Annotated in this window: 18 protein-coding genes; 3 read left to right on the top strand and 15 right to left on the bottom strand. The window is 68.8% G+C overall.

Going from position 1 to position 18,532, the window contains the following annotated elements; genetic code table 11:
• Window positions 1-53 precede the first annotated feature (53 nt).
• Entirely contained in the window at window positions 54-653 is a 600-nt protein-coding gene (locus AC3WR5_RS29835) for an EcsC family protein (protein ID WP_231012996.1), read from the bottom strand.
• A gap of 141 nt (window positions 654-794) precedes the next feature.
• Here AC3WR5_RS29835 and AC3WR5_RS29830 point away from each other — a divergent pair, with 141 nt between their 5' ends.
• Both AC3WR5_RS29830 and rlmB read left to right on the top strand, forming a co-directional pair.
• On the top strand, window positions 795-1,583 hold the full coding sequence (locus AC3WR5_RS29830; protein WP_492489201.1) for a heparan-alpha-glucosaminide N-acetyltransferase: 789 nt from the start codon (window positions 795-797) through the stop codon (window positions 1,581-1,583).
• Window positions 1,584-1,659: 76 nt separating this feature from the next.
• Window positions 1,660-2,418: a 23S rRNA (guanosine(2251)-2'-O)-methyltransferase RlmB gene (gene rlmB, locus AC3WR5_RS29825; RefSeq protein WP_492489199.1), complete on the top strand. Its 759-nt coding sequence runs from the start codon at window positions 1,660-1,662 to the stop codon at window positions 2,416-2,418.
• On the opposite strand, the gene AC3WR5_RS29820 is transcribed toward rlmB, so the two are convergent.
• The 7 genes from AC3WR5_RS29820 to nosR form a co-directional block, all read right to left on the bottom strand.
• Window positions 2,419-2,955 carry a response regulator gene (locus AC3WR5_RS29820; RefSeq protein ID WP_141290296.1) on the bottom strand — a complete coding sequence of 179 codons (537 nt, stop codon included), beginning with the start codon at window positions 2,953-2,955 and terminating at the stop codon, window positions 2,419-2,421. It lies immediately after the preceding gene.
• Window positions 2,956-2,989: 34 nt separating this feature from the next.
• Complete coding sequence (locus AC3WR5_RS29815) at window positions 2,990-3,916, bottom strand: ATP-binding protein (protein WP_492489198.1); 927 nt, start codon at window positions 3,914-3,916, stop codon at window positions 2,990-2,992.
• A 70-nt stretch (window positions 3,917-3,986) separates the two neighbouring features.
• Window positions 3,987-4,847 (bottom strand): HDOD domain-containing protein, encoded by an 861-nt coding sequence (locus AC3WR5_RS29810; RefSeq protein WP_141290298.1) that lies wholly within the window; start codon window positions 4,845-4,847, stop codon window positions 3,987-3,989.
• Window positions 4,840-5,052: a hypothetical protein gene (locus tag AC3WR5_RS29805; RefSeq protein WP_492489196.1), complete on the bottom strand. Its 213-nt coding sequence runs from the start codon at window positions 5,050-5,052 to the stop codon at window positions 4,840-4,842. Before AC3WR5_RS29805 ends, AC3WR5_RS29810 begins: the two co-directional genes overlap by 8 nt.
• Entirely contained in the window at window positions 5,049-8,039 is a 2,991-nt protein-coding gene (locus AC3WR5_RS29800) for an EAL domain-containing protein (protein ID WP_492489194.1), read from the bottom strand. The genes AC3WR5_RS29805 and AC3WR5_RS29800 overlap by 4 nt, the downstream gene beginning before the upstream one ends.
• Window positions 8,039-10,204, bottom strand: coding sequence for a PAS domain S-box protein (locus AC3WR5_RS29795; RefSeq protein WP_492489192.1), 2,166 nt, complete (start codon window positions 10,202-10,204; stop codon window positions 8,039-8,041). Before AC3WR5_RS29795 ends, AC3WR5_RS29800 begins: the two co-directional genes overlap by 1 nt.
• Window positions 10,197-11,600: a response regulator c-di-GMP phosphodiesterase, NosR family gene (nosR, locus tag AC3WR5_RS29790; protein WP_141288355.1), complete on the bottom strand. Its 1,404-nt coding sequence runs from the start codon at window positions 11,598-11,600 to the stop codon at window positions 10,197-10,199. The genes AC3WR5_RS29795 and nosR overlap by 8 nt, the downstream gene beginning before the upstream one ends.
• Before the next feature lie 219 nt (window positions 11,601-11,819).
• On the opposite strand from nosR, the gene upp reads away from it, so the two are divergent.
• Complete coding sequence (gene upp, locus AC3WR5_RS29785; RefSeq protein ID WP_141288356.1) at window positions 11,820-12,461, top strand: uracil phosphoribosyltransferase; 642 nt, start codon at window positions 11,820-11,822, stop codon at window positions 12,459-12,461.
• Between the two features lie 18 nt (window positions 12,462-12,479).
• On the opposite strand, the gene AC3WR5_RS29780 is transcribed toward upp, so the two are convergent.
• The 7 genes from AC3WR5_RS29780 to AC3WR5_RS29750 all read right to left on the bottom strand — a co-directional run bounded on the left by AC3WR5_RS29780 (window position 12,480) and on the right by AC3WR5_RS29750 (window position 18,521).
• A complete protein-coding gene (locus tag AC3WR5_RS29780; protein WP_141288357.1) occupies window positions 12,480-13,487 on the bottom strand; it encodes a D-2-hydroxyacid dehydrogenase family protein in 1,008 nt (335 codons plus the stop codon).
• A gap of 128 nt (window positions 13,488-13,615) precedes the next feature.
• Window positions 13,616-14,143, bottom strand: coding sequence for a hypothetical protein (locus tag AC3WR5_RS29775; RefSeq protein WP_141288358.1), 528 nt, complete (start codon window positions 14,141-14,143; stop codon window positions 13,616-13,618).
• Window positions 14,121-14,573 carry a hypothetical protein gene (locus AC3WR5_RS29770; RefSeq protein ID WP_231012992.1) on the bottom strand — a complete coding sequence of 151 codons (453 nt, stop codon included), beginning with the start codon at window positions 14,571-14,573 and terminating at the stop codon, window positions 14,121-14,123. Before AC3WR5_RS29770 ends, AC3WR5_RS29775 begins: the two co-directional genes overlap by 23 nt.
• A gap of 100 nt (window positions 14,574-14,673) precedes the next feature.
• Window positions 14,674-15,312, bottom strand: coding sequence for an endonuclease III (nth, locus tag AC3WR5_RS29765; protein ID WP_141284708.1), 639 nt, complete (start codon window positions 15,310-15,312; stop codon window positions 14,674-14,676).
• 74 nt (window positions 15,313-15,386) lie between these two features.
• Window positions 15,387-16,100, bottom strand: coding sequence for an electron transport complex subunit RsxB (gene rsxB / locus AC3WR5_RS29760; protein WP_492489190.1), 714 nt, complete (start codon window positions 16,098-16,100; stop codon window positions 15,387-15,389).
• 33 nt (window positions 16,101-16,133) lie between these two features.
• Window positions 16,134-17,591, bottom strand: coding sequence for a polyhydroxyalkanoate depolymerase (locus tag AC3WR5_RS29755; RefSeq protein WP_141284662.1), 1,458 nt, complete (start codon window positions 17,589-17,591; stop codon window positions 16,134-16,136).
• A gap of 237 nt (window positions 17,592-17,828) precedes the next feature.
• Window positions 17,829-18,521: a DUF6445 family protein gene (locus AC3WR5_RS29750; RefSeq protein ID WP_492489188.1), complete on the bottom strand. Its 693-nt coding sequence runs from the start codon at window positions 18,519-18,521 to the stop codon at window positions 17,829-17,831.
• Window positions 18,522-18,532 lie beyond the last annotated feature (11 nt).

The following is an 18,532-nucleotide window of genomic DNA, read 5'->3' as shown; positions in this document are numbered from 1 at the left end:
TCGGGTGCCGATGGCACGCCGTGGCGCTGCGGCTTGTTCGCTGACCTGCGGGATCAGTCGGCCGCGGGCGAAGCGGTGCTGGTGGTTTGTGGGTCGAACAAGGCCATGGCCTGCTTGGCGACCTGCCGGGTGTCGTGCCAGGCATAGGCGCCCACGCCGACTGCGCCGGCCACCGGCACCCAGCGGCTCACGCCGTGGCCCAGCGCACGCTGGCTGAGGTGCAGGCCGATGGCACCGGCCACGCTTTGCAGCACCTGCGCGCCGGCTTCCTTGACCAGCACGCGCTGGCCCATGCGCACGGCGAGGTCACGCACCGCCTGCGCAGCCGTGTGGCGGAACAGGCAGTACAGCATCTGTTCGCGTGTCGGCGCATGTTGGGTGCCGTAGATCGCGGCAATGTCGGCCACCATCTGCGCCTGGATGCGCCAGACCGCCACCAGCTCCGGCAGGATGGTCAGCCAGCCCAGCGGACCCGGTGGCAGCGCCAGCGTGCCGGCCGCCACGCCGGCCTTGCGGGCGGCACGCTGGGCCAGCTGCCAGGCGGCGTCTGCCGGCTGCGAGCTGGCGAGCTCCCGGGCCGGCGGCACGCTGCTGACCAGGTTCAGCACGGCTTCACCGAGCCGGACGGCGACAGAGGACGAATCGCTGCTCATTTGGCGTCAACTGGGGGCGTTCGGGGCGACTGCAAGCATCGCGCAACGATTCTTGACATCCCGGCAGCCTTGCTCAGCGCGGCGGCAACCGGGCAACAGCGGGGCTGCGGTATCGTCCCCAGGCTGATGAATGCAAGCCTCATGCCTCCCGAAACGTCCCCGGAACCTGCCGTTGCCACCCGCCCGCGCGGCGAGCGCTTTGACCGCCTGGATGCCTTGCGTGGCGTCGCCATCCTGTGGATGGCCTCCTTCCACTTCTGTTTCGACCTGAACCACTACAACCTGCTGACACCGCACCAGCGCTTCCTGTCCGACCCGTTCTGGACCACCCAGCGCACGCTGATCGTCACGCTGTTCCTCAGCTGCGCGGGCCTGGGCCAGGCGGTGGCGCTGGCGGCCGGGCAGGGCTGGCCGCGCTTCTGGCGGCGCTGGGCCCAGGTGGCCGGCTGCGCGGTGCTGGTGTCGGCCGGCTCGGCGCTGATGTTCCCGCACAGCTGGATCAGCTTTGGCGTGCTGCACGGCATTGCGGCGATGCTGCTGCTCACGCGCTTGCTGGTGCCCGCGCTGATGCAGCGCGGTGCGGCCGGGCTGTGGGCCTTGGCCGGCCTGGGCATGGTGGCGCTGGCCTTGCCGCGGGTGTGGCAGTCGCCGCTGTTGAATGGCCGCTGGCTGAACTGGACCGGGCTGGTCAGCGAGCTGCCCTTCACCGAGGACTATGTGCCGGTGCTGCCGTGGCTGGGCGTGATGCTGATCGGCGTGGCCGCCGGCCTGTGGCTGCTGGCGCACCGGCGGCACTGGCTCTCGGGCGCGGTGCCGCCGCTGCTGCAGCCGCTGGCGGTGCTGGGCCGCTGGTCGCTCAGCTTCTACATGGTGCACCAGCCGGTGTTGATCGGCGGCGTCATGGCCTGGGTGGCGTTCAGCCAGTGGTAGGCTAGAAGGTTGGCGGGCGCGTTGGCGCCCGTCCCAGCCTGCTGCCTCCACCGGGGCCTTCCGAGCCCATTTCCCCATGTCCACCAGCTTTCTCTACGGCTTCCATGCCGTCACCGTGCGCCTGAAAACGGCGCCGGAATCCATCCTCGAGATTCACCTTGATGCCAGCCGGCGCGACGCGCGCATGCGCGGCTTCGCAGACCGCGCCCGCGAGGCGGGCATCAAGCTGGTGGACAGCGACGATGACCGGCTGAGCAAGATGTCCGGCGGGCCGCGCCACCAGGGCGTGGTCGCGCGGGTCAACCCGGTCAAGCAGCGGCATTCGCTGGACGAGGTGCTGGAAGAGGTGGAAGCCGCGAAGCTCGACACTGCGCTGGTGCTGGTGCTGGACGGCGTGACCGACCCCCACAACCTCGGCGCCTGCCTGCGCGTGGCCGATGGAGCCGGCGCCCAGGCCGTGATCGCACCGACCGACCATGCCGTGGGCCTGAACGCCACGGTGGCCAAGGTGGCCTCGGGCGCGGCCGAGTCGGTGCCCTACCTGATGGTGACCAACCTGGCGCGTGCGCTCAACGAGATGAAGGAGCGCGGCGTGCGCATCATCGGCGCCAGCGACGACGCAACGCAGACGCTGTACGACGTGGACCTGACCGGCCCGGTGGCCATCGTGCTGGGCGCCGAAGGCCCGGGCATGCGCCAGCTCACGCGCAAGACCTGCGATGAGCTGGTCAGCATTCCGATGGCCGGTGCGGTGGAGAGCCTGAACGTGTCGGTGGCGGCAGCGGTGCTGCTGTACGAAGCGCGCCGGCAGCGCATGAAGGCCAAGCCGGCCTGATCAGTCCAGCGAGGGCATGATGACCGCGCCGTCCGCTGCCCATTCCACCAGCGTGATGCCCGGTTCCAGTGCCTCCAGGCGGCGGCGCTCCAGCTCCTGCGGCGAGAGCTGGCCCTGGCTGGAAGCCCAGGCATCGGCCGCATCGCGCTGGGTGCGCAGGCTGTCCGCATGCGCCAGCGCAGCCCGCATGTGCAGTCCCAGGTCGTCTTCCTGCCAGGGCTTGGTCAGGTAGCGGAACACGCCGATCTCGTTGACCGCCCGCTGCGCGGTGCCGAAGTCCGCCGAGCCTGTGAGCATCATGCGGGTGGAGTGCGGCTGCAGCTTGGCGAAGCGGCACAGGAAGTCCAGGCCGTCCATGCCAGGCATGCGGAGGTCGGAAATGACGATGTCGTAGCGCCGCTCCAGGCCCATGGACAGCGCCTGCGCGCCGCCCAGCCCGGTGTCCAGGCGCAGCTGCTTGCCGAACTGCTGGCGCAGCGCGCGCTGCAGTGCATTGAGGATCGCGGGTTCGTCGTCGACCAGCAGGACGTTGTGCATGGTGGGTTGCTCCGGGGGCGGGTGCGGATGAGGGTCAGGCTGGGGTGACGGCGGGTTCGCTGGCGCCGCCGGGTTGCTGCAGCGGAATGCTGAGCTGGAAGCAGGTGCGGCCGGGCACGCTCTGCACCTCGATGCGTCCACCGTGTTTCTGCACGATGCCGTAGGACAGCGACAGGCCCAGCCCGGTGCCCTTGCCAACCGGCTTGGTGGTGAAGAAGGGGTCGAAGATGCGGCCCAGGTGCTCGTGCGGGATGCCGGCGCCGTTGTCCTCGATCTGCACCCAGACCTGCTGCGCGTCGCAGCCGGTGCGGATGATGATCAGGCCACGTTCCTGCTGGATGGCCTGCGCGGCGTTCACCAGCAGGTTCATGAAGACCTGGTTCAACTCCGAGGGCAGGCACTGAACCTCGGGCAGCACGCTGTATTCGCGGTGCACGTCGGCCTTGTACTTGATCTCGTTGTTGACGATGTTCAGCGTCGACTCCAGGCCCTTGTGCAGGTCGCACCATTCCCATTCCTGCCGGTTGTCCACGCGGGAGAAGTCCTTCAGGTCCTGCACGATCTTGCGCACCCGGCCGATGCCCTCGCGCGACTCGGCCATCAGGCTGGGAATGTCCTGCTTCAGGTAGTCCAGCTCGATCTCCTCGCGCAGCGCGCGCAGCTCGGTGGCCAGCGCCGGGTCGACGATGCCGGCTTCGGCCCGCTCATAGGCTTCGAGCATGCGGAACAGGTCGGCCAGGTAGCGCTCAAGGGTGCCGAAGTTCGAGAACACATAGCCCACCGGGTTGTTGATCTCGTGGGCCACGCCGGCCGCCAGCTGGCCAATGGAGGCCAGCTTCTCTGACTGCATCAGCTTGTCCTGCGCCTGCGCCAGCCGCTGGTTGAGCTTGCTGAGCTGCTCGTTGGCCAGCAGCAGCGCGCGCACCTTCTCGGGCGTGAGCATGGCTTCATCGTCAGCCATGGTGGGTGGGAGGGCTTGCGTGTTCATGGTGGGGTCGAAGAGCCTGCTGGCGGTCGCACGGGACCGGGCCTCACAGCGAGAGCGCGGCGCACATGTCGCGCACGCCGCCTTCGACGCTGGCAAACAGCCGCATGGCGCGGGCTTCGTCCAGCCGCAGCCGGGTCCAGACGGAAAGGTCGATCTCCGGTACTGCTTCTTCGGCCAGGCCGGCGAGGTCCAGCGCATGCGCCACCGCGTCGCAGGCATGCACCAGGCCGGTCAGGTCCAGTGCGGCTGGGGCCGAGGCCGCCGCGGGCGGCGGCGCATGGTGCTGCGCAATGGCCTCGACGATGGGCGCCGGAAAGCGCCAGTGCACGGCCAGCAGCGCGCCCACCTGGCAATGGTCCTGCCCGAGCAGGGTTTGCTCGGCGCGCACACGTGGCACGTCCGTGCTGGTCATCAGCGCCTGCACCGCGTTGCCGGCGGCCGGGAAGTGGGCGGCCAGCACCAGCTGGCCGATGTCATGCATCAGGCCGGCCAGGAAGGCCTGCTCCGGGTCCAGGCCGCAATGCGATGCCAGCGAGCGGGCGCTCATGGCCACCGCGAGGCCGTGACGCCAGTAGGCGGCGAAGTCGAAGCCGGCGCAGGCGCTGGCCGGGAAGGCCTGGGTCAGCGCCGCTGCGGCCAGCACGCCCGAGACGGTGCGCAGGCCCAGCATGCTGACGGCATCCGCGATGCGCGCCACGCGGCCCGGGGCGCCGTAGAAGGCCGAGTTGGCCAGGCGCAGGGTGCGCGCGGCCAATGCCGGGTCCTTCTCGATCAGCTGGATGCAGTGCTCCGCGGACAGGTTGTCGTTGCGCAGCACCTGCAGCACTTCCAGCACCGCCTGGGGCAGCACCGGCAGGTCCTTGACCTTGTGCGGCAGCTGCGACAGGCCGTAGGTGTCAAGCATGCCGAGTCTCTTCGTCGGAGTTGGGTGCGGCCAGCGTGCGCAGGCTGCGGTAGCGGCGCAGCAACGGTGCCAGCGGGTGGATGCGGCTTTCGCGCAGGGTGTGGCGGAACAGCTGCTGTTGCCGCGCGTCTGCGGGGGCGACCGCGGCCTGCGGTTCGGACGCGGGAGGCGGCGAGGCGGGGCGGGGCAAGGTGGGATCGGTCATCGGGCGGTCTCGGAAACGGTGGCCTGCAGCAGCGGCTCGGCGGTGAAAGGGGCTGGCATCGGTGGACACATCAGCACCAGCATTTCGCCGCGCGGGCGGCCGTCGGGCGTGTAGACGCTGCGCTTCCAGGCCCGGCAGCGCTGGCCATGCACCAGCAGGGTGCCGGTGCCGCCCGGTGGCAGGGCCAGCGCCGGTGCCAGCAAGGGCCCGGGGGCCATGCCCAGCGGCAGTTGTTCGGCCGGCAGCCACTGGCGAGCGGTCTCGTTGACATAGGCCAGCAAGCCATCCGGGTCCAGACCCAGCACCGCTTGCGGCAGGCTGTCCAGCAATTCATGGGCGCCGCCGGCGCTGGTCTGCAGCAGGGCGGCCTGTTCGCGCTGCTGGCCGAGCAGGCGCTCCAGGCGGGCATTCAGCTCGGCCATCTCGCGGTTGGCACCGGTGACCTCGAGGTCCAGCCGGCGGTTCTCGTCGGCCAGCTCCTTGCGGCGGAAGGCTTCGACCACGTGGGCGCGCAGGCGCTCGTCGTCCCAGGGCTTGGTGAGGAACTTGTAGACCGCGCCTTCGTTGACTGCATCGATGATGGACTGCAGGTCGGTGAAGCCCGAGAGCGTCATGCGCACCGTGTCCGGGTACAACGCCTTGGCTTGGCGCAGGAACTCGACGCCGGTCATGCCTGGCATGCGCTGGTCGGAAATGATCACGTCGACCTCGGTTTCGGCCAGGCGCTGCAGGCCCTCGGCGGCGCTGCAGGCGGTGATGACGCGGTAGCCGTCGCGCCGGAACAGGCGCTTCAGGGCCGAGACGATGTTTTCCTCGTCGTCCACCAGCAGCAAGGTGCGCGGGCGGCTGCGGCGGGTGGTCAGGTGTTCGGGCAGGCAGCGGTGCTCGGCCAGCATGCGGGCCACCTCATCGGCCGGCACCGGCGGGCTGAACCAGTAGCCCTGGATCTGGTCGCAGCCCTTGGCCAGCAGCAGGCTGAGCTGGGCCTCGGTTTCGACGCCTTCGGCAATCACCCGCATCTGCAGGCCATGTGCCATGGTGATGATGGAACGGGTGACCGAGGCGCTTTCCGGGCCGGCGGTCACGTCGTTGACAAACGAGCGGTCGACCTTGACCACGTCGATGGGCAGGCTGCGCAGGCAGCTGAGGCTGGAGTAGCCGGTGCCGAAGTCGTCCAGCGAGATCTCGATGCCGATGGACTTCAGCTCGCACAGCATCGCGGCGGCCCGCACCGGGTCGTCCATCAGCGTGCTTTCGGTCAGCTCCACGCCCAGGCAGGCCGGGTCGGCACCGGTGTCCAGCAAGGCTTTTTGCACCTGCTGGGCCACGTCGCCCTGCTGGAACTGCAGCGGCGAAAAATTGACGCCGATGCGCACCAGCGGCAGGCCTTGGCGCTGCCAGGCCAGCGACTGGGCACAGGCCTGGCGCAGCACCCAGTCGTCGATCGCACCGATCAGGCCGGCGCGCTCGGCGACCGGGATGAATTCCGTCGGCGGGACCTGGCCCCAATCCGGCGAGTGCCAGCGCAGCAGCGCCTCGGCGCCAATGATCTGGCCGCTGGCCAGGCTGACCTGCGGCTGGTAGAGCACCGTGAGCTCGTTGCGCTCGATGGCGTGGCGCAGCGCGGCGGCCAACTGCAGCTCGCGCACCGCCTGGGCATTCGATTCGGGCCGGAAGAAGGCCACGCCGCCGGTGGCCGCGGCGCCCAGCCTGGCGGTCTGTGCGGCCTCCAGCAGTTCCTCGGCGCTGGCGCCGTCGGCCGGAAAGGCGGCAATGCCGATCAGGCACAGCGGAAAGACATCGGTCGCACCCAGCAGCACGGGCTGCTGCAGGCAGGTCTGCAGCGCCTGCGCACGGGCCCGGGCGGCTTCCACGTCATGCGGCCCCTCGTGCCGCTGCAGCAGCGCGAACTCGCTGTCGCCCAGGTGGGCCACGGCCTCGCGCTCGTCGGAAAACTGGCGCAGCCGTGCGGCGATGGCCATGGCCAGCGTGTCGCCTGCGCCAAAGCCCATGCTGGCCTTCAGCTCGACGATGCGCGGGACCTCGATCACATGCAGCGTGAGGCCGCATTCCTCGCGAAGTGCGGCCTGGGCATGGGCATCGATCTGGCCGAGGAAATTTGTGCGGTTCGGCAGGCCGGTGACTTCGTCGAAGTTGGCCAGCTCGTGGATGCGGTGCTCGGCCTGGCGCTGCTGCGTGATGTCCTGCAGGATGGCGATGCCGCGCTGGCCCACATGCCCGTCCTTGGCCCGGTGCAGCACCCCGCGGTGCAGCACGGTCAGCAACTGGCCGTCTGCGCACAGCACGCGGTGCTGGAATTCGAACGGTTCATCGAGCACTGCATGGCGCCAGATCGTGGCCACCAGGCTGCGCTCGTCGGCGGGCACCCAGGGCAGGGCGTCGATCAACTCCGGCCCGGCCGCGGGCGTGGCCTCGCCGACCAGCATGCGCAAGCCGCTGGAGCTGATCACCTGGCCGCTGGGCCATGCCAGCTCGAACGAGCCGCTGCGGCACAAGGCCTCGCTGCGGGCCAGCATCTCGGCATGCCATTCGGCTCGCCGCAGCGCCGCCTTCTGCTCGCTGACGTCGAACAAGGTCAGCAGGTTGGCCGGCCGGCCGTCGATGTCGACCAGCTGGCCGCACACCCTGCCGTCGAACTCGCTGCCGTCCAGGCGCACGCAACGCACGTCGTAGGGCTTGCCGGGCTCGCCTTCCAGGCGGCGTTGCCTTTGCGCCAGCACCTGCAGGTGGTCGGCCTTGGCAATGAAGCGCAGCCAGGGCTGGCCGATGAGCCGTTGCGGTTCACAACCGAACATTTGCGCCGCCGCGGGATTGGCCAGCCGCACGTTGCCGCCGTCAAGCAGCACCAGCCCGGCCTGGGCCTGGGTCAGCAACTGCACCGCATGCCGCGGCACGAGCTCGCTGGCGGCGGACAGACCGAGGCCCGGTGGCGACGGTGCGGGCAGGGAGGTTTGCGGTGCGCGCATCAGAAGCTTCCTGGCGGGGTCAGCAGGCCGCCTTCGGCAGCGGGGCCGGCCACCGGGATCCAGACCCGGAAGGCACTGCCCTGGCCGGGGGCCGATTGCAGGCGGATCGAGCCGCCATGCCGCTGCACGATGGAGAACGACAGCGACAGGCCCAGGCCGGTGCCCTTGCCCACCGGCTTGGTGGTGAAGAAGGGCTCGAAGATGCGCCGCTGCACCTCTTCGTTCATGCCGCAGCCGCTGTCGCGCACCTCGACCCAGACCCAGTCGTCCTGGGTGCCGCTGGACAGCGTGATGGTGCCGCGGTCTTGAATGGCGTGCGAGGCATTGACGATCAGGTTCATGAAGACCTGGTTGAGCTGTGCGGCCAGGCAGCGCACCAGTGGCAGCGGCGTGAGCTGCTTGATCACCTCGGCCTTGTACTTGACCTCGTGCATGACCACGTTGAGCGTCGACTCCAGGCCGGTGTTGAGGTCGGCCTCCTGCCAATCGGCCTGGTCCACGCGCGAGAAGTCCTTCAGGTCCTGCACGATCTTCTTGACCCGCGCCAGCCCGTCCTCGCTTTCGCTGAGCAACTGCGGCAGGTCCTCGCGCAGGTAGTCCATCTCCACGCTTTTCTTGATGTCGGCCAGGGTCGCGCGAGTCTCGGTGCCAAAGCCTTGCGACTCGGCCTGCTGGTAGCCGTCGATCAAGCGCATCAGGTCCTGCACATAGGTCTTGAGCGAGTTCAGGTTCGAGCCGACGAAGCCGATCGGGTTGTTGATCTCGTGCGCCACGCCGGCCGCGAGCTGGCCGATCGAGGCCATCTTGTCGGACTGCAGCAGCTGGTTCTGCGCTTCTTCGAGCTTGCGGTTGGTTTCCTGGATGCGGGCGAAGTTGCTTTGCAGTTCGTCTTGTGCGCGGCGGAATTCGGTGCGGTCCTGCACCAGCCACCAGGCGCCGGCGCTGAGGTCCTGGATGTCGGCCACGTAGGCGATCATCTGCACCCACAGTGCCGAGCCGCTGCTGTGGCGCAGCCACATTTCGTGCTGCACCGGCAGGCCCTGGGCCAGGCGCGGCTTGGCCAGCTGGGTCAGGGCGTCGTGGTCCTCGGCGCTGAGGAAGAAGTCGGCCCCGGCCATGCCGACGGCCGAGCCGCCCGGCAGGCCGAAGATCGCGGCCAGGGTCTGGTTGTTGTGCACCACCCGGCCGTCCATGGTGTGCAGGATGCCGATGGGCGAGTTCTCCATGAAGGCGGCCAGCTGGCGCACCGTGCCACCGAGCTCGGCCGAGCGCTCCTCCACCAACTGTTCGAGCTGGTTGCGGTGGCGCGTCAGCTCTTCCTCGGCCTTGCGCCGCTGGGTCACGTCCTGCAGCGTTTCGATCGCACCGATCAGCTCGCCCTGCGGATCGCGCAGCGGTGCCGCGGTGAAGAACAGCCAGCGGCCTTCTTCGCCTTCCTTGAGCGCAGGGAAAAAGGTTTCGCCTTCGTAGGCATCCTGCAGTTCCTGCGAAGGCTTGACGGCGTCCTGGTAGTGGTTCTTGAGTTCGTTCAGCTTGACGCCGTCGACGATCATGTCGGCCAGCAGCGGGCGTTCATGGTTGTAGAAGGCGCGCCAGTACTCGGTGCGGCCCAGCATCTCCCACGCCAGGCGGCCGGTCAGCCGCTCGCAGGCCTTGTTCCAGTGGGTGACGCGGTGGTCCCGGTCGACCACGAAGGTCGCGACCGGGCCGCCGTTGATGATCTGGTTCAGCAACTGGCTGACTTGCAGCAGGCTGCTCTGCACGTGCTGGATGTCGCTGAGGTCCTGGCAGGTGACGATCACGCAAGGCTGGCCGTCGAACATCACGCGGCGACCGTTGATCTCGACCTGGCGCGTCGCGCCGTGGGCAGTGATCAACTGCAGCTCCATGGCCGGCGGATCGCCTGCCGGGCTCAGGCAGGCCTCGCCATAGGCCTGCAGGCCCGGCTGGCCGGCTTCGTCGCAGAGTGCTGAATGGTGAAAGCGGCGCAGCGCGTCCAGTTCATGGCCGGCCAGCCGCAGCATCGCCGGGTTGGCGTGCAGGATGGGGCCGCCGGCATGCACATAGGTGGGCACGGTGACGGCGTCCAGCAACAGCGGCAGCAGGCTGTGCAGGCCGTTGGAGGGCAGGGCGCGGGGCGTGACCGGGCGCAGATCGTCACGCATGTTGTTTGTCCTGGGGGGCCGCGCCGCTGGCGCTGTTGCCGGTCAACGCGCGCGCGCTGGGCAGCGAGTCCTTGCGGATGCGCAGTGCGAGCTTCAGGCCCTCGCTGCTGACGAAGTCGCGCACCTGGCGGATGACCCGGGCGTCAAACACATAGCCGGCGGCCAGCAGCAGCGAGCCCTTGGGCGACAGCAGGTCGCGCGCCAGCACCATGCCGGGCTTGAGGTCCGGGGCTTCGACCGCGATGTCGTTGCTTTCGGATGCATCGGGGGTCTGCAGTGCCAGCTCCAGCGCTGCCACCACGCGAGGGTCGTAGCGGGTGCCGGCGCCGTTGGCCAGGGCTCGCAGCGCGGACTCCGGGCTGAAGCACTTTTCTGCCAGTCCGCCGTGCACCATGCCGTCGTAGTCGCTGGCGGCCGAGACGATGCGCGCGCCGATCAGGATTTCGTCGCCGGCCAGGCCGTCAGGAAAACCGTTGCCGTCCAGCCGCTCATGGTGCTGGCGCACGATGCGGCCCACCGTCTGCAACTGGGCCAGCGGCATCAGCGCGGCTTCACCGTCCCGCGGATGCTTGCGGTAGCGCGCCATCTCGTCTGGCGAGTAGGTCGAGACCGGTTTGCCCAGCATCTTGTCCGGAAAGCCGATCTTGCCGATGTCGTGCAGCAGCGCTGCGAGGTAGATGTCCTGCTGGGAACGCTCGTCGAGCTTCAGGGCGGCAGCGGTGCGGCGCGCCAGCGAGGCGACCCGGCGCGAGTGGCCGGCAATGCCGTCCTGGCGCATTTCCATCAGGCCGCTGAAGACGGTGACCGCGACCATGAAGTTCTGGTTCAGTTCTTCATAGGCCTTGTTCAGCATCGCATTGATCTGCTCGATCTCGGCGGTGCGGGACTTGACGCGGTTTTCCAGCCCCTGGTTGAGTTCGGCCAGGGCCTGGTTCTGGCTTTGCGTGAGGGCCAGCAGGCGGTTGTTCTGCTGTTCCAGGTCACGCCGGGTCAGGGCCTCGCGCACCACGAGCAGCAGGTCCTGGTCTTCCCAGGGCTTGGCGATGTAGCGGTGGATCTCGCCGCAGTTGATCGCGGCAATCGTGGCGCTGATGTCGGCATAGCCGGTCAGCAGGATGCGCACCGTGCCGGGGCAGCGGGCGCGCACCTTCTCCAGGAACTGGGCGCCGTCCATCTCTGGCATGCGCATGTCGGAGATCACCAGGTCCACGGTTTCCTGCTGCAGCAGTGCCAGGCCGTCTGCCCCGCTGGTGGCTTGCAGGATGCGGTAGCCCTGGGTGCGGAAGAGGCGCCGCAGGGCGCTCAGCACCGAGGCTTCATCGTCCACCAGCATCAGGGTGACCGGTGGCGCGTCGAGCGCGGGGCCGGCTGGTACGGGGGTCAGAGCATCGGACATGCGCAAGCGTCACGGCAGGAACAGTGCAGGGCGACGCGTGGCGCGTCGAGCGGGTTCGGGTGCGGCCAGACTTCGCCGCCTGAGTTGCTTATCGGCCTGCGGCGCTGCGGCATGCGTTGGCGGTGCGTGAATTTGTGCCGGCTTGATGTGGGGGACTACCCGCGGGTGCCGCCACTACACTCCGGGCATCCCTCGTTGCTGCGCCGTCGCATCGCCACCATGCCCGTCATCGCCGTTCCCCACCCGTTGGTCCGCCACAAGGTTGGCCTGCTGCGCGAATCCGACATCTCGACCAAGAAGTTCCGCGAGATCACCGGCGAGCTGGCGCGCCTGCTGGCCTACGAGGCCACGGCCGACTTCCCGCTCGAAAACGTGATGATCGACTGCTGGAGCGGCCCGACGCAGGTCGAGCAGATTGCGGGGCGCAAGGTCACGGTGGTGCCCATCCTGCGGGCCGGCCTGGGCATGCTGGACGGCGTGCTGGACATGGTGCCGAACGCCAAGATCAGCGTGGTTGGCCTGGCGCGGGACCACGAAACGCTGCAGCCGGTGCACTATTTCGAGAAGTTCGTCGGTGCGCTGGACCAGCGTACTGCGCTGATCGTCGACCCGATGCTGGCGACGGCCGGCTCGATGATCGCCACCATCGACCTGCTCAAGCGCCGCGGCTGCAAGGACATCCGCGCGCTGGTGCTGGTGGCCGCGCCCGAGGGCATCAAGGCGCTGGAGGCGGCCCACCCGGACGTGCGCTGCTGGACGGCCGCCATCGACAGCCACCTCAACGAGCAGGGCTACATCATTCCCGGCCTGGGCGACGCGGGCGACAAGATCTTCGGCACCAAGGACGAAGGCACGCGCTGAGCCGTGCCAGGCCCGCTCTCAGCGCAGGACCTTCAGCGCGTCCGGGTTGACGATGTTGGACGGCGTGCCGCCGACGAAGTTGACGACGTTGTCGAACGCGGCGGTGAAATAGAGCTCGTAGCTGTCCTGCTCCACGTAGCCGATGTGCGGCGTGCAGACGGCGTTTTCCAGCCGCAGCAGCGGATGGCCCTGCAGGATGGGCTCGGACTCGAACACGTCCACCGCGGCCATGCCGGGCCGGCCGCGGTTCAGCGCCGAGACCAGCGCGGCGTCTTCGACCAGCTCGGCGCGCGAGGTGTTGACGAACAGCGAGGTCGGTTTCATCTTCGCCAGATCGGCATGCGTGACGCCGTGGCGGTTGCGGTCAGACAGGCGCAGGTGCACGCTGAGCACATCGCTCTGCTCGAACAATGCGTCTCGGCTGTCGAACGTGGCCCAGCCGTCGGCCTGGGCACGCTCGCGGCTGGCTTCGCTGGCCCAGATGCGCACGTCCATGCCAAAGGCCTTGCCGTAGCCGGCCACCAGCGCGCCGATCTTGCCGTAGCCCCACACGCCAAGGATGCGGCCGCGCAGCTGCAGGCCCAGGCCGAAGTTGGGCGGCATCGAGGCCGACTTCAGGCCGGATTGTTGCCAGGCGCCGTGCTTGAGGTTGCCGATGTACTGCGGCAGCCTGCGCATGGCGGCCATGATCAGCGCCCAGGTCAGCTCGGCCGGCGCATGCGGCGAGCCGACGCCTTCTGCCACCGCAATGCCCAGCCGGGTGCAGGCGTCCACGTCGATGTGCGGGCCCACGCGGCCGGTCTGCGAGATCAGCCTCAGCTTGGGCAGCTTCTCCAGCAGGGCGCGGTTGAACTGCGTGCGTTCGCGGATGGCCACCAGCACCTCCGCATCGCGCAGGCGCACCGACAACTGGCCTTGGCCCTTGACGGTGTTGGTGAAGACCTTGGCCTGCAGATGATTCAGTGCCGATGCGCAGTTGAGCTTGCGCACGGCGTCCTGGTAGTCGTCGAGGATGATGATGTTCACCCCGCGATTTTGCACCGTGATGCAGCCTCCGCCCGGGCCGTGGGGCCTCAGGACGTTACTTCAGCAGCCGGAAGCCATACCAGCTGTGTCAGGTGTATCGGCTGGAGGGTTGAACGGCGGCTTCAGCTTCAGCGGCGCGCGGCCTTCTGGTGCTCGGCCAGGCTGCGCATCGCGTCCATGGCCTGGATCGCCCAGGGTTCGGGCAGGTTCAGCGGCGGCAGCGTGACCGGGCCACCGATGGCCGCTGCAGCGGATGTGCCGTGGCCGTGGGCGTGCGGGAACAGGCTGTCCAGCCCGCGGTAGAGCTCGGCGCGCAGGCCGCGGGTTTCGCCGTCGGTCTGGCGCAGGGCGGCCAGCACCGGGCCGCGCAGCAGCCACAGGTCCAGCGGTTCGTTGGCCAGCCGCACCTGGTTGCGCAGCCATTCGCCCTTGCGGTCCTTCATGGTGGCCACGGCGCGCATGAAGATGTGTTTCATCTCGACGAAGGCGCGTCGGGCGGCAATGCGGGCAGCGCGTTCGGCCGGCAGGCCGGCGGCCGCCAGTTCGGCGTCGAAGGCGCTGGGCATCACGCTGTCCAGCTCGCTCAGCAGCGAGGACCCGGGCAAGGTGTTGGCAAATGCCGGTGCGCGGCGCTCAGGAATTGTGGCGTTGGGCATGGCGATCAGTCGACTGCAGGACATTCGTGGCCGTGCCCGCGGCGCGGGCCGGGAAATGGCGGTTCACCTGCGCCAGCCGGCGGTCGGCCTCGGTCTGGTTCAGGTGGAAAGCGATCAGGTTGTAGAGCTCGGCGCGCAGGTGCCACAGCTCGCGCAGCGAGCGGGCATGGCAGGCGCGGCGCGACAGGTCGTGCGTGGCCTCGCCGTGCAGGTCGCCCAGCGCGGCGCAGAAGTCCTGCCTGGCCTTGTCCAGCACGGTGGGTCGGGCACCGCCGGTGGCCGGCGACTGGCGCATCCAGCTCCACACCGACTGCCAGACCGGCTCGGCCTGGCCCCACAGCGCGGGCGGCCGGATTTCAATGCGGCTGGGCGGCACCGTCGCCGAGGGGCGGCGGCGCAGCAGGCGTTGAAGCAGGCGTGTGGGGCTCATGCGAGCTTCATCGGTCAAAGGCAGTGAGAACATGAGGGGATTGTTGAGATTCCCTTTCGTGTCCAAAGCCCGGAAAAGACCGGGAAACGGCCCCAGCCGCTCAGCGTGTGGCTGTCTTGGGCTGGAACTGGCAGTCCACTGCCACCTGGCAGGCCGCGCAGCGTGGCAGCCGGGCCTGGCAGACGTAGCGGCCGTGCAGGATCAGCCAGTGGTGGGCGTCCACCCGGTAGGCCGGCGGCACGCGGCGCAGCAGCACCTGCTCGACCGCCAGCGGGTTCTTGCCCAGCGCCAGGCCGGTGCGGTTGCCCACACGGAAGATGTGCGTGTCGACCGCCATCGTCGGCTCGCCGAAGGCCACGTTCAGCACCACGTTGGCGGTCTTGCGGCCCACGCCGGGCAAGGCCTCCAGCGCCTCGCGCTCGCGCGGCACCCGGCCGCCATGTTGCTCGACCAGCATGCGGCAGGTCTGCAGCAAATGCTTGGCCTTGGTGCGGTAGAGGCCAATGGTCTTGATCTGTGCTTCCAGGCCTTCGAGGCCCAGCGCCAGCATGCGTTGCGGCGTGGGCGCCAGCGCGAACAGCTTGCGGGTGGCCTTGTTGACGCCCACGTCGGTCGCTTGGGCCGACAGCAGCACGGCGGCCAGCAGCTCGAACACATTGGTGAACTGCAGTTCGGTTTCGGGGTGCGGGTTGGCGGCGCGCAGCGTGGCGAAGAAGTGTTCGACCTGGGCGTCCGTCATTGGGGCCGAGCTGCCGGGCGTGGCCAGGGCTTCGGGAGCGGCTGCAGGCGGGACAGGGTTGCGGCGGGTGGCGTTCATCGGGCCTTGTCGTCAGGAGGGGCGGGCTGGCGCTGGGCGCGGGCACGGGCCATCGCGGCTTCGACGATGGCGCGCTTGCGGTCCAGTGCGGCCGGGTCGGTGAGCTGGCTGGCGGCGGCCAGGTCGGCCAGCTTGTGGGCAGCCTTGGCGGCCAGGCGCTCGTCGTTCTCGCGCTTGTCGCGTGTGGTGCGGAACTGGTGGAAGGCGTAGCGCTGGCGGGCCTCGTCGGCCAGCTGGCTCTCCCATGCAGCCCAGCCAGTGGCCTGGCCGCTGACCGGCAGCATGGCGATGCAGTCCACCGGGCAGGCCGGCACGCACAGCTCGCAGCCGGTGCACTGGGCTTCGATGACGGTGTGCATGCGCTTGGCTGCGCCGCTGATGCAGTCCACCGGGCAGGCCTTGATGCACAACGTGCAGCCGATGCACCAGGCTTCGTCGATGACGGCCACCGCACGCGGGCCTTCGTGGCCGTGCTCGGGGTTCAGCGGCAGGACGGGTAGGCCAGTCAATGCCGCGAGGCGGGCCACGCCTTCCGCGCCGCCGGGCGGGCATTGGTTGATGCCGGCCTCGCCCGCGGCGATGGCCTGGGCATAGCTGCGGCAGTCCGGATAGCCGCAGCGGGTGCACTGGGTCTGCGGCAGCGCCGCGTCAATGCGGACGGCCAGCGTGGGCAAAGGGGATGCGGGAGGCGGGAAGGGCGCGAGCGTCACCCTCGGATTATCCCGCTGGCGGGCTTCGCTCCCTCAGGCCTGTGACTTCTTGCGCGGCGTCGCGCTGCGCTTGGCAGCGGCTTTCACCGGCGCCTTGGCGGCCAGCTTGACCGCAGCCTTGGCTTCGGTCTTGGCCGGCACCTTCGCAGCGGCGCGAGCGGCCACCTTGCGGGCTGGCTTGGGGGCGGCAGCAGGTTCGTCTGCCGGGATGGCTTCCGGCGCAACAGGCACCGCGCTGGGCAGCGATTCGGCCGGGTTGAAGCGGCGGATGAACTCGCACACTTCCGGGTAGACCTTCTCGCGCCAGCGGCGGCCGGAGAAGATGCCGTAATGGCCTGCACCGACCACGTCGTAGTGCTGCTGGTGCTCCGGCGGGATGCCGGTGCACAACTGGTGCGCGGCGCGCGTCTGGCCAGCGCCGGAGATGTCGTCCAGCTCGCCTTCGATGGTCAGCAGCGCGGTGTTGCGGATGTCCTGCGGCCGGACCTGGGTGCCATCGACTTCCCAGGTGCCATGGACCAGCGCGAACTCCTGGAACACGGTCTTGATGGTGTCCAGGTAATACTCGGCCGGCATGTCCAGCACGGCGTTGTATTCGTCGTAGAACTGGCGATGGGTTTCGGCGCTGTCGTCGTCACCCCGCACCAGGTCCAGGAAGTAGTCGTAGTGCGAGCTGACGTGGCGGTCCGGGTTCATCGCAACGAAGCCGGTGTGCTGCAGGAAGCCGGGATAGACCGCGCGGCCCGCGCCGGGGAAGTTCTGCGGCACGCGGTAGATCACGTTGTTCTCGAACCACTCGAAGCTCTTGTTCATCGCCAGGTTGTTCACCGCGGTGGGCGATTTGCGGGCGTCGATCGGGCCGCCCATCATGATCATCGTGCGTGGCGTGAATTCCTTGTGCGTGGCCATCAGCGAGATGGCAGCCAGCACCGGCACCGTGGGCTGGCAGACCGAGATCACATTGACCTCGGGGCCGATGTGGCGGATGAATTCCTGGATGTAGGCGATGTAGTCGGCCAGGTGGAACGGGCCGGCTTCCAGCGGCACCATGCGGGCGTCGGTCCAGTCGGTGATGTAGACCTTGTGGCCCTGCAGCAGGCTCTTGATGGTGTCGCGCAGCAATGTGGCATGGTGGCCGGACAAGGGGGCCACGACCAGCACCACCGGCTGCGCCTTCATGTCGCCCAGCGCGGTGGCATCGTCCGAGAAGCGCTTGAAGCGCACCAGTCGGCAGAAAGGCTTTTCCACCGCGACCTGTTCCTGCACGGCGACGTCCACGCCGTCCACGCGCACGGTCTGGATGTTGAAGGTGGGCTTTTCGTAGTCCTTGGCCAGCCGGTGCATCAGGTCCAGGCCGGCGGCCACGCGCTGGGCCATGGGCGTGTGCGTGAACGGCGACAGCGGATGGCTGTACAGCTTGGCCGAGGCACTGGCGAATTCGGCAAACGGCGCCATCAGCGCGCGTTGGGTTTCATAGAGCTGGTAGAGCATGCGGGCTCCTGTTGGGGTGGCCCGGCGAGGTGAGCCGGCGGCTGGCTTTGGCAGCGCGCCAGCGTCCTCCATGGACCGAATTCTGCAATTGTGCACTGCAGCAAAAGTTTGCGCATCGGTAGTGCCACGATCAGCACTTGCACCGATTGGCAGCGACTTGGCACCCATTGGGCAGCAGTTGCCTGCATGCTGCAGCGCGAAAAAGCGGCGCCGCGACGGGCCAGTTCAGCCGCTTGCTCAGGCCATCCAGAACATGACCACACTCATGCGCTTGGTCTCCGGCGTGTTGCCCCAGTAGGCGGTGGCGCTGTGAATCAGGTCGGCCTTGTAGACCAGCATCCGGTTGAAGCGGTGGTCAATCGCGACGTCCTCGACGAACAGGTCGGGCGGCACGAAGCGGGTGTCCAGCGCCTCGACCAGATTGGCGAAACGGGCGGGCAAGGTGTTGCCACCCAGCGAACCGTCCGGCAGGCGAACGCGGTAGAGCGCGGTGCCGCAATGGTCAGGCACGTCCGGGTTCAGGTACAGCACCGCGGCGTATTTGCACAGGCGGCGCGAGTCGGTGTGCGGCTTGGCGCCGCTCTCGCCTGCGCCCACCAACTGCACGCAGTTGTGGTTGAACTGCGGGCCAGTCTTGCCCGGCAGGCTCACGGCAAACAGCTTCTTCTGGCCCGTCTGCTGGCGCGCCCAGGCTTCCAGCGGGGCCAACTCATCTGGCGCCAGCGCCGGTTGGGCGCGCATGCCGGGCCAGGCCTCCGGGCGATGCGGCGCGCCTAACACCCAGTCCTCACGCTGCAGCAGGCGCTGGCGCACGGCCAGCGGGTCGGGCAGGGCGTTGTCGAGGATCCAATAGTCCCGGCCGAGCAGCGGCGGGCGGTAGATCAGCCGGTGGGCCTTGGGCACGCCGGGCGCGGGAGAGAGCACAGCCATGCGGCGATTGT

It is taken from the genome of Ideonella sp. FW305-24, assembly GCF_058788035.1.
The sequence above is the reverse complement of the archived record's forward strand: the minus strand, read 5'-3'. Positions and strand labels throughout refer to the sequence as shown.

Excerpts from the sequence above, each read along its gene's own strand:
- AC3WR5_RS29835 (WP_231012996.1), bottom strand. The coding sequence starts at position 653 with ATGAGCAGCGATTCGTCCTCTGTCGCCGTCCGGCTCGGTGAAGCCGTG.
- AC3WR5_RS29830 (WP_492489201.1), top strand. The coding sequence starts at position 795 with ATGCCTCCCGAAACGTCCCCGGAACCTGCCGTTGCCACCCGCCCGCGC.
- rlmB (WP_492489199.1), top strand. The coding sequence starts at position 1,660 with ATGTCCACCAGCTTTCTCTACGGCTTCCATGCCGTCACCGTGCGCCTG.
- AC3WR5_RS29820 (WP_141290296.1), bottom strand. The coding sequence starts at position 2,955 with ATGCACAACGTCCTGCTGGTCGACGACGAACCCGCGATCCTCAATGCA.
- AC3WR5_RS29815 (WP_492489198.1), bottom strand. The coding sequence starts at position 3,916 with ATGGCTGACGATGAAGCCATGCTCACGCCCGAGAAGGTGCGCGCGCTG.
- AC3WR5_RS29810 (WP_141290298.1), bottom strand. The coding sequence starts at position 4,847 with ATGCTTGACACCTACGGCCTGTCGCAGCTGCCGCACAAGGTCAAGGAC.
- AC3WR5_RS29805 (WP_492489196.1), bottom strand. The coding sequence starts at position 5,052 with ATGACCGATCCCACCTTGCCCCGCCCCGCCTCGCCGCCTCCCGCGTCC.
- AC3WR5_RS29800 (WP_492489194.1), bottom strand. The coding sequence starts at position 8,039 with ATGCGCGCACCGCAAACCTCCCTGCCCGCACCGTCGCCACCGGGCCTC.
- AC3WR5_RS29795 (WP_492489192.1), bottom strand. The coding sequence starts at position 10,204 with ATGCGTGACGATCTGCGCCCGGTCACGCCCCGCGCCCTGCCCTCCAAC.
- nosR (WP_141288355.1), bottom strand. The coding sequence starts at position 11,600 with ATGTCCGATGCTCTGACCCCCGTACCAGCCGGCCCCGCGCTCGACGCG.
- upp (WP_141288356.1), top strand. The coding sequence starts at position 11,820 with ATGCCCGTCATCGCCGTTCCCCACCCGTTGGTCCGCCACAAGGTTGGC.
- AC3WR5_RS29775 (WP_141288358.1), bottom strand. The coding sequence starts at position 14,143 with ATGCCCAACGCCACAATTCCTGAGCGCCGCGCACCGGCATTTGCCAAC.
- AC3WR5_RS29770 (WP_231012992.1), bottom strand. The coding sequence starts at position 14,573 with ATGAGCCCCACACGCCTGCTTCAACGCCTGCTGCGCCGCCGCCCCTCG.
- nth (WP_141284708.1), bottom strand. The coding sequence starts at position 15,312 with ATGACGGACGCCCAGGTCGAACACTTCTTCGCCACGCTGCGCGCCGCC.
- AC3WR5_RS29755 (WP_141284662.1), bottom strand. The coding sequence starts at position 17,591 with ATGCTCTACCAGCTCTATGAAACCCAACGCGCGCTGATGGCGCCGTTT.
- AC3WR5_RS29750 (WP_492489188.1), bottom strand. The coding sequence starts at position 18,521 with ATGGCTGTGCTCTCTCCCGCGCCCGGCGTGCCCAAGGCCCACCGGCTG.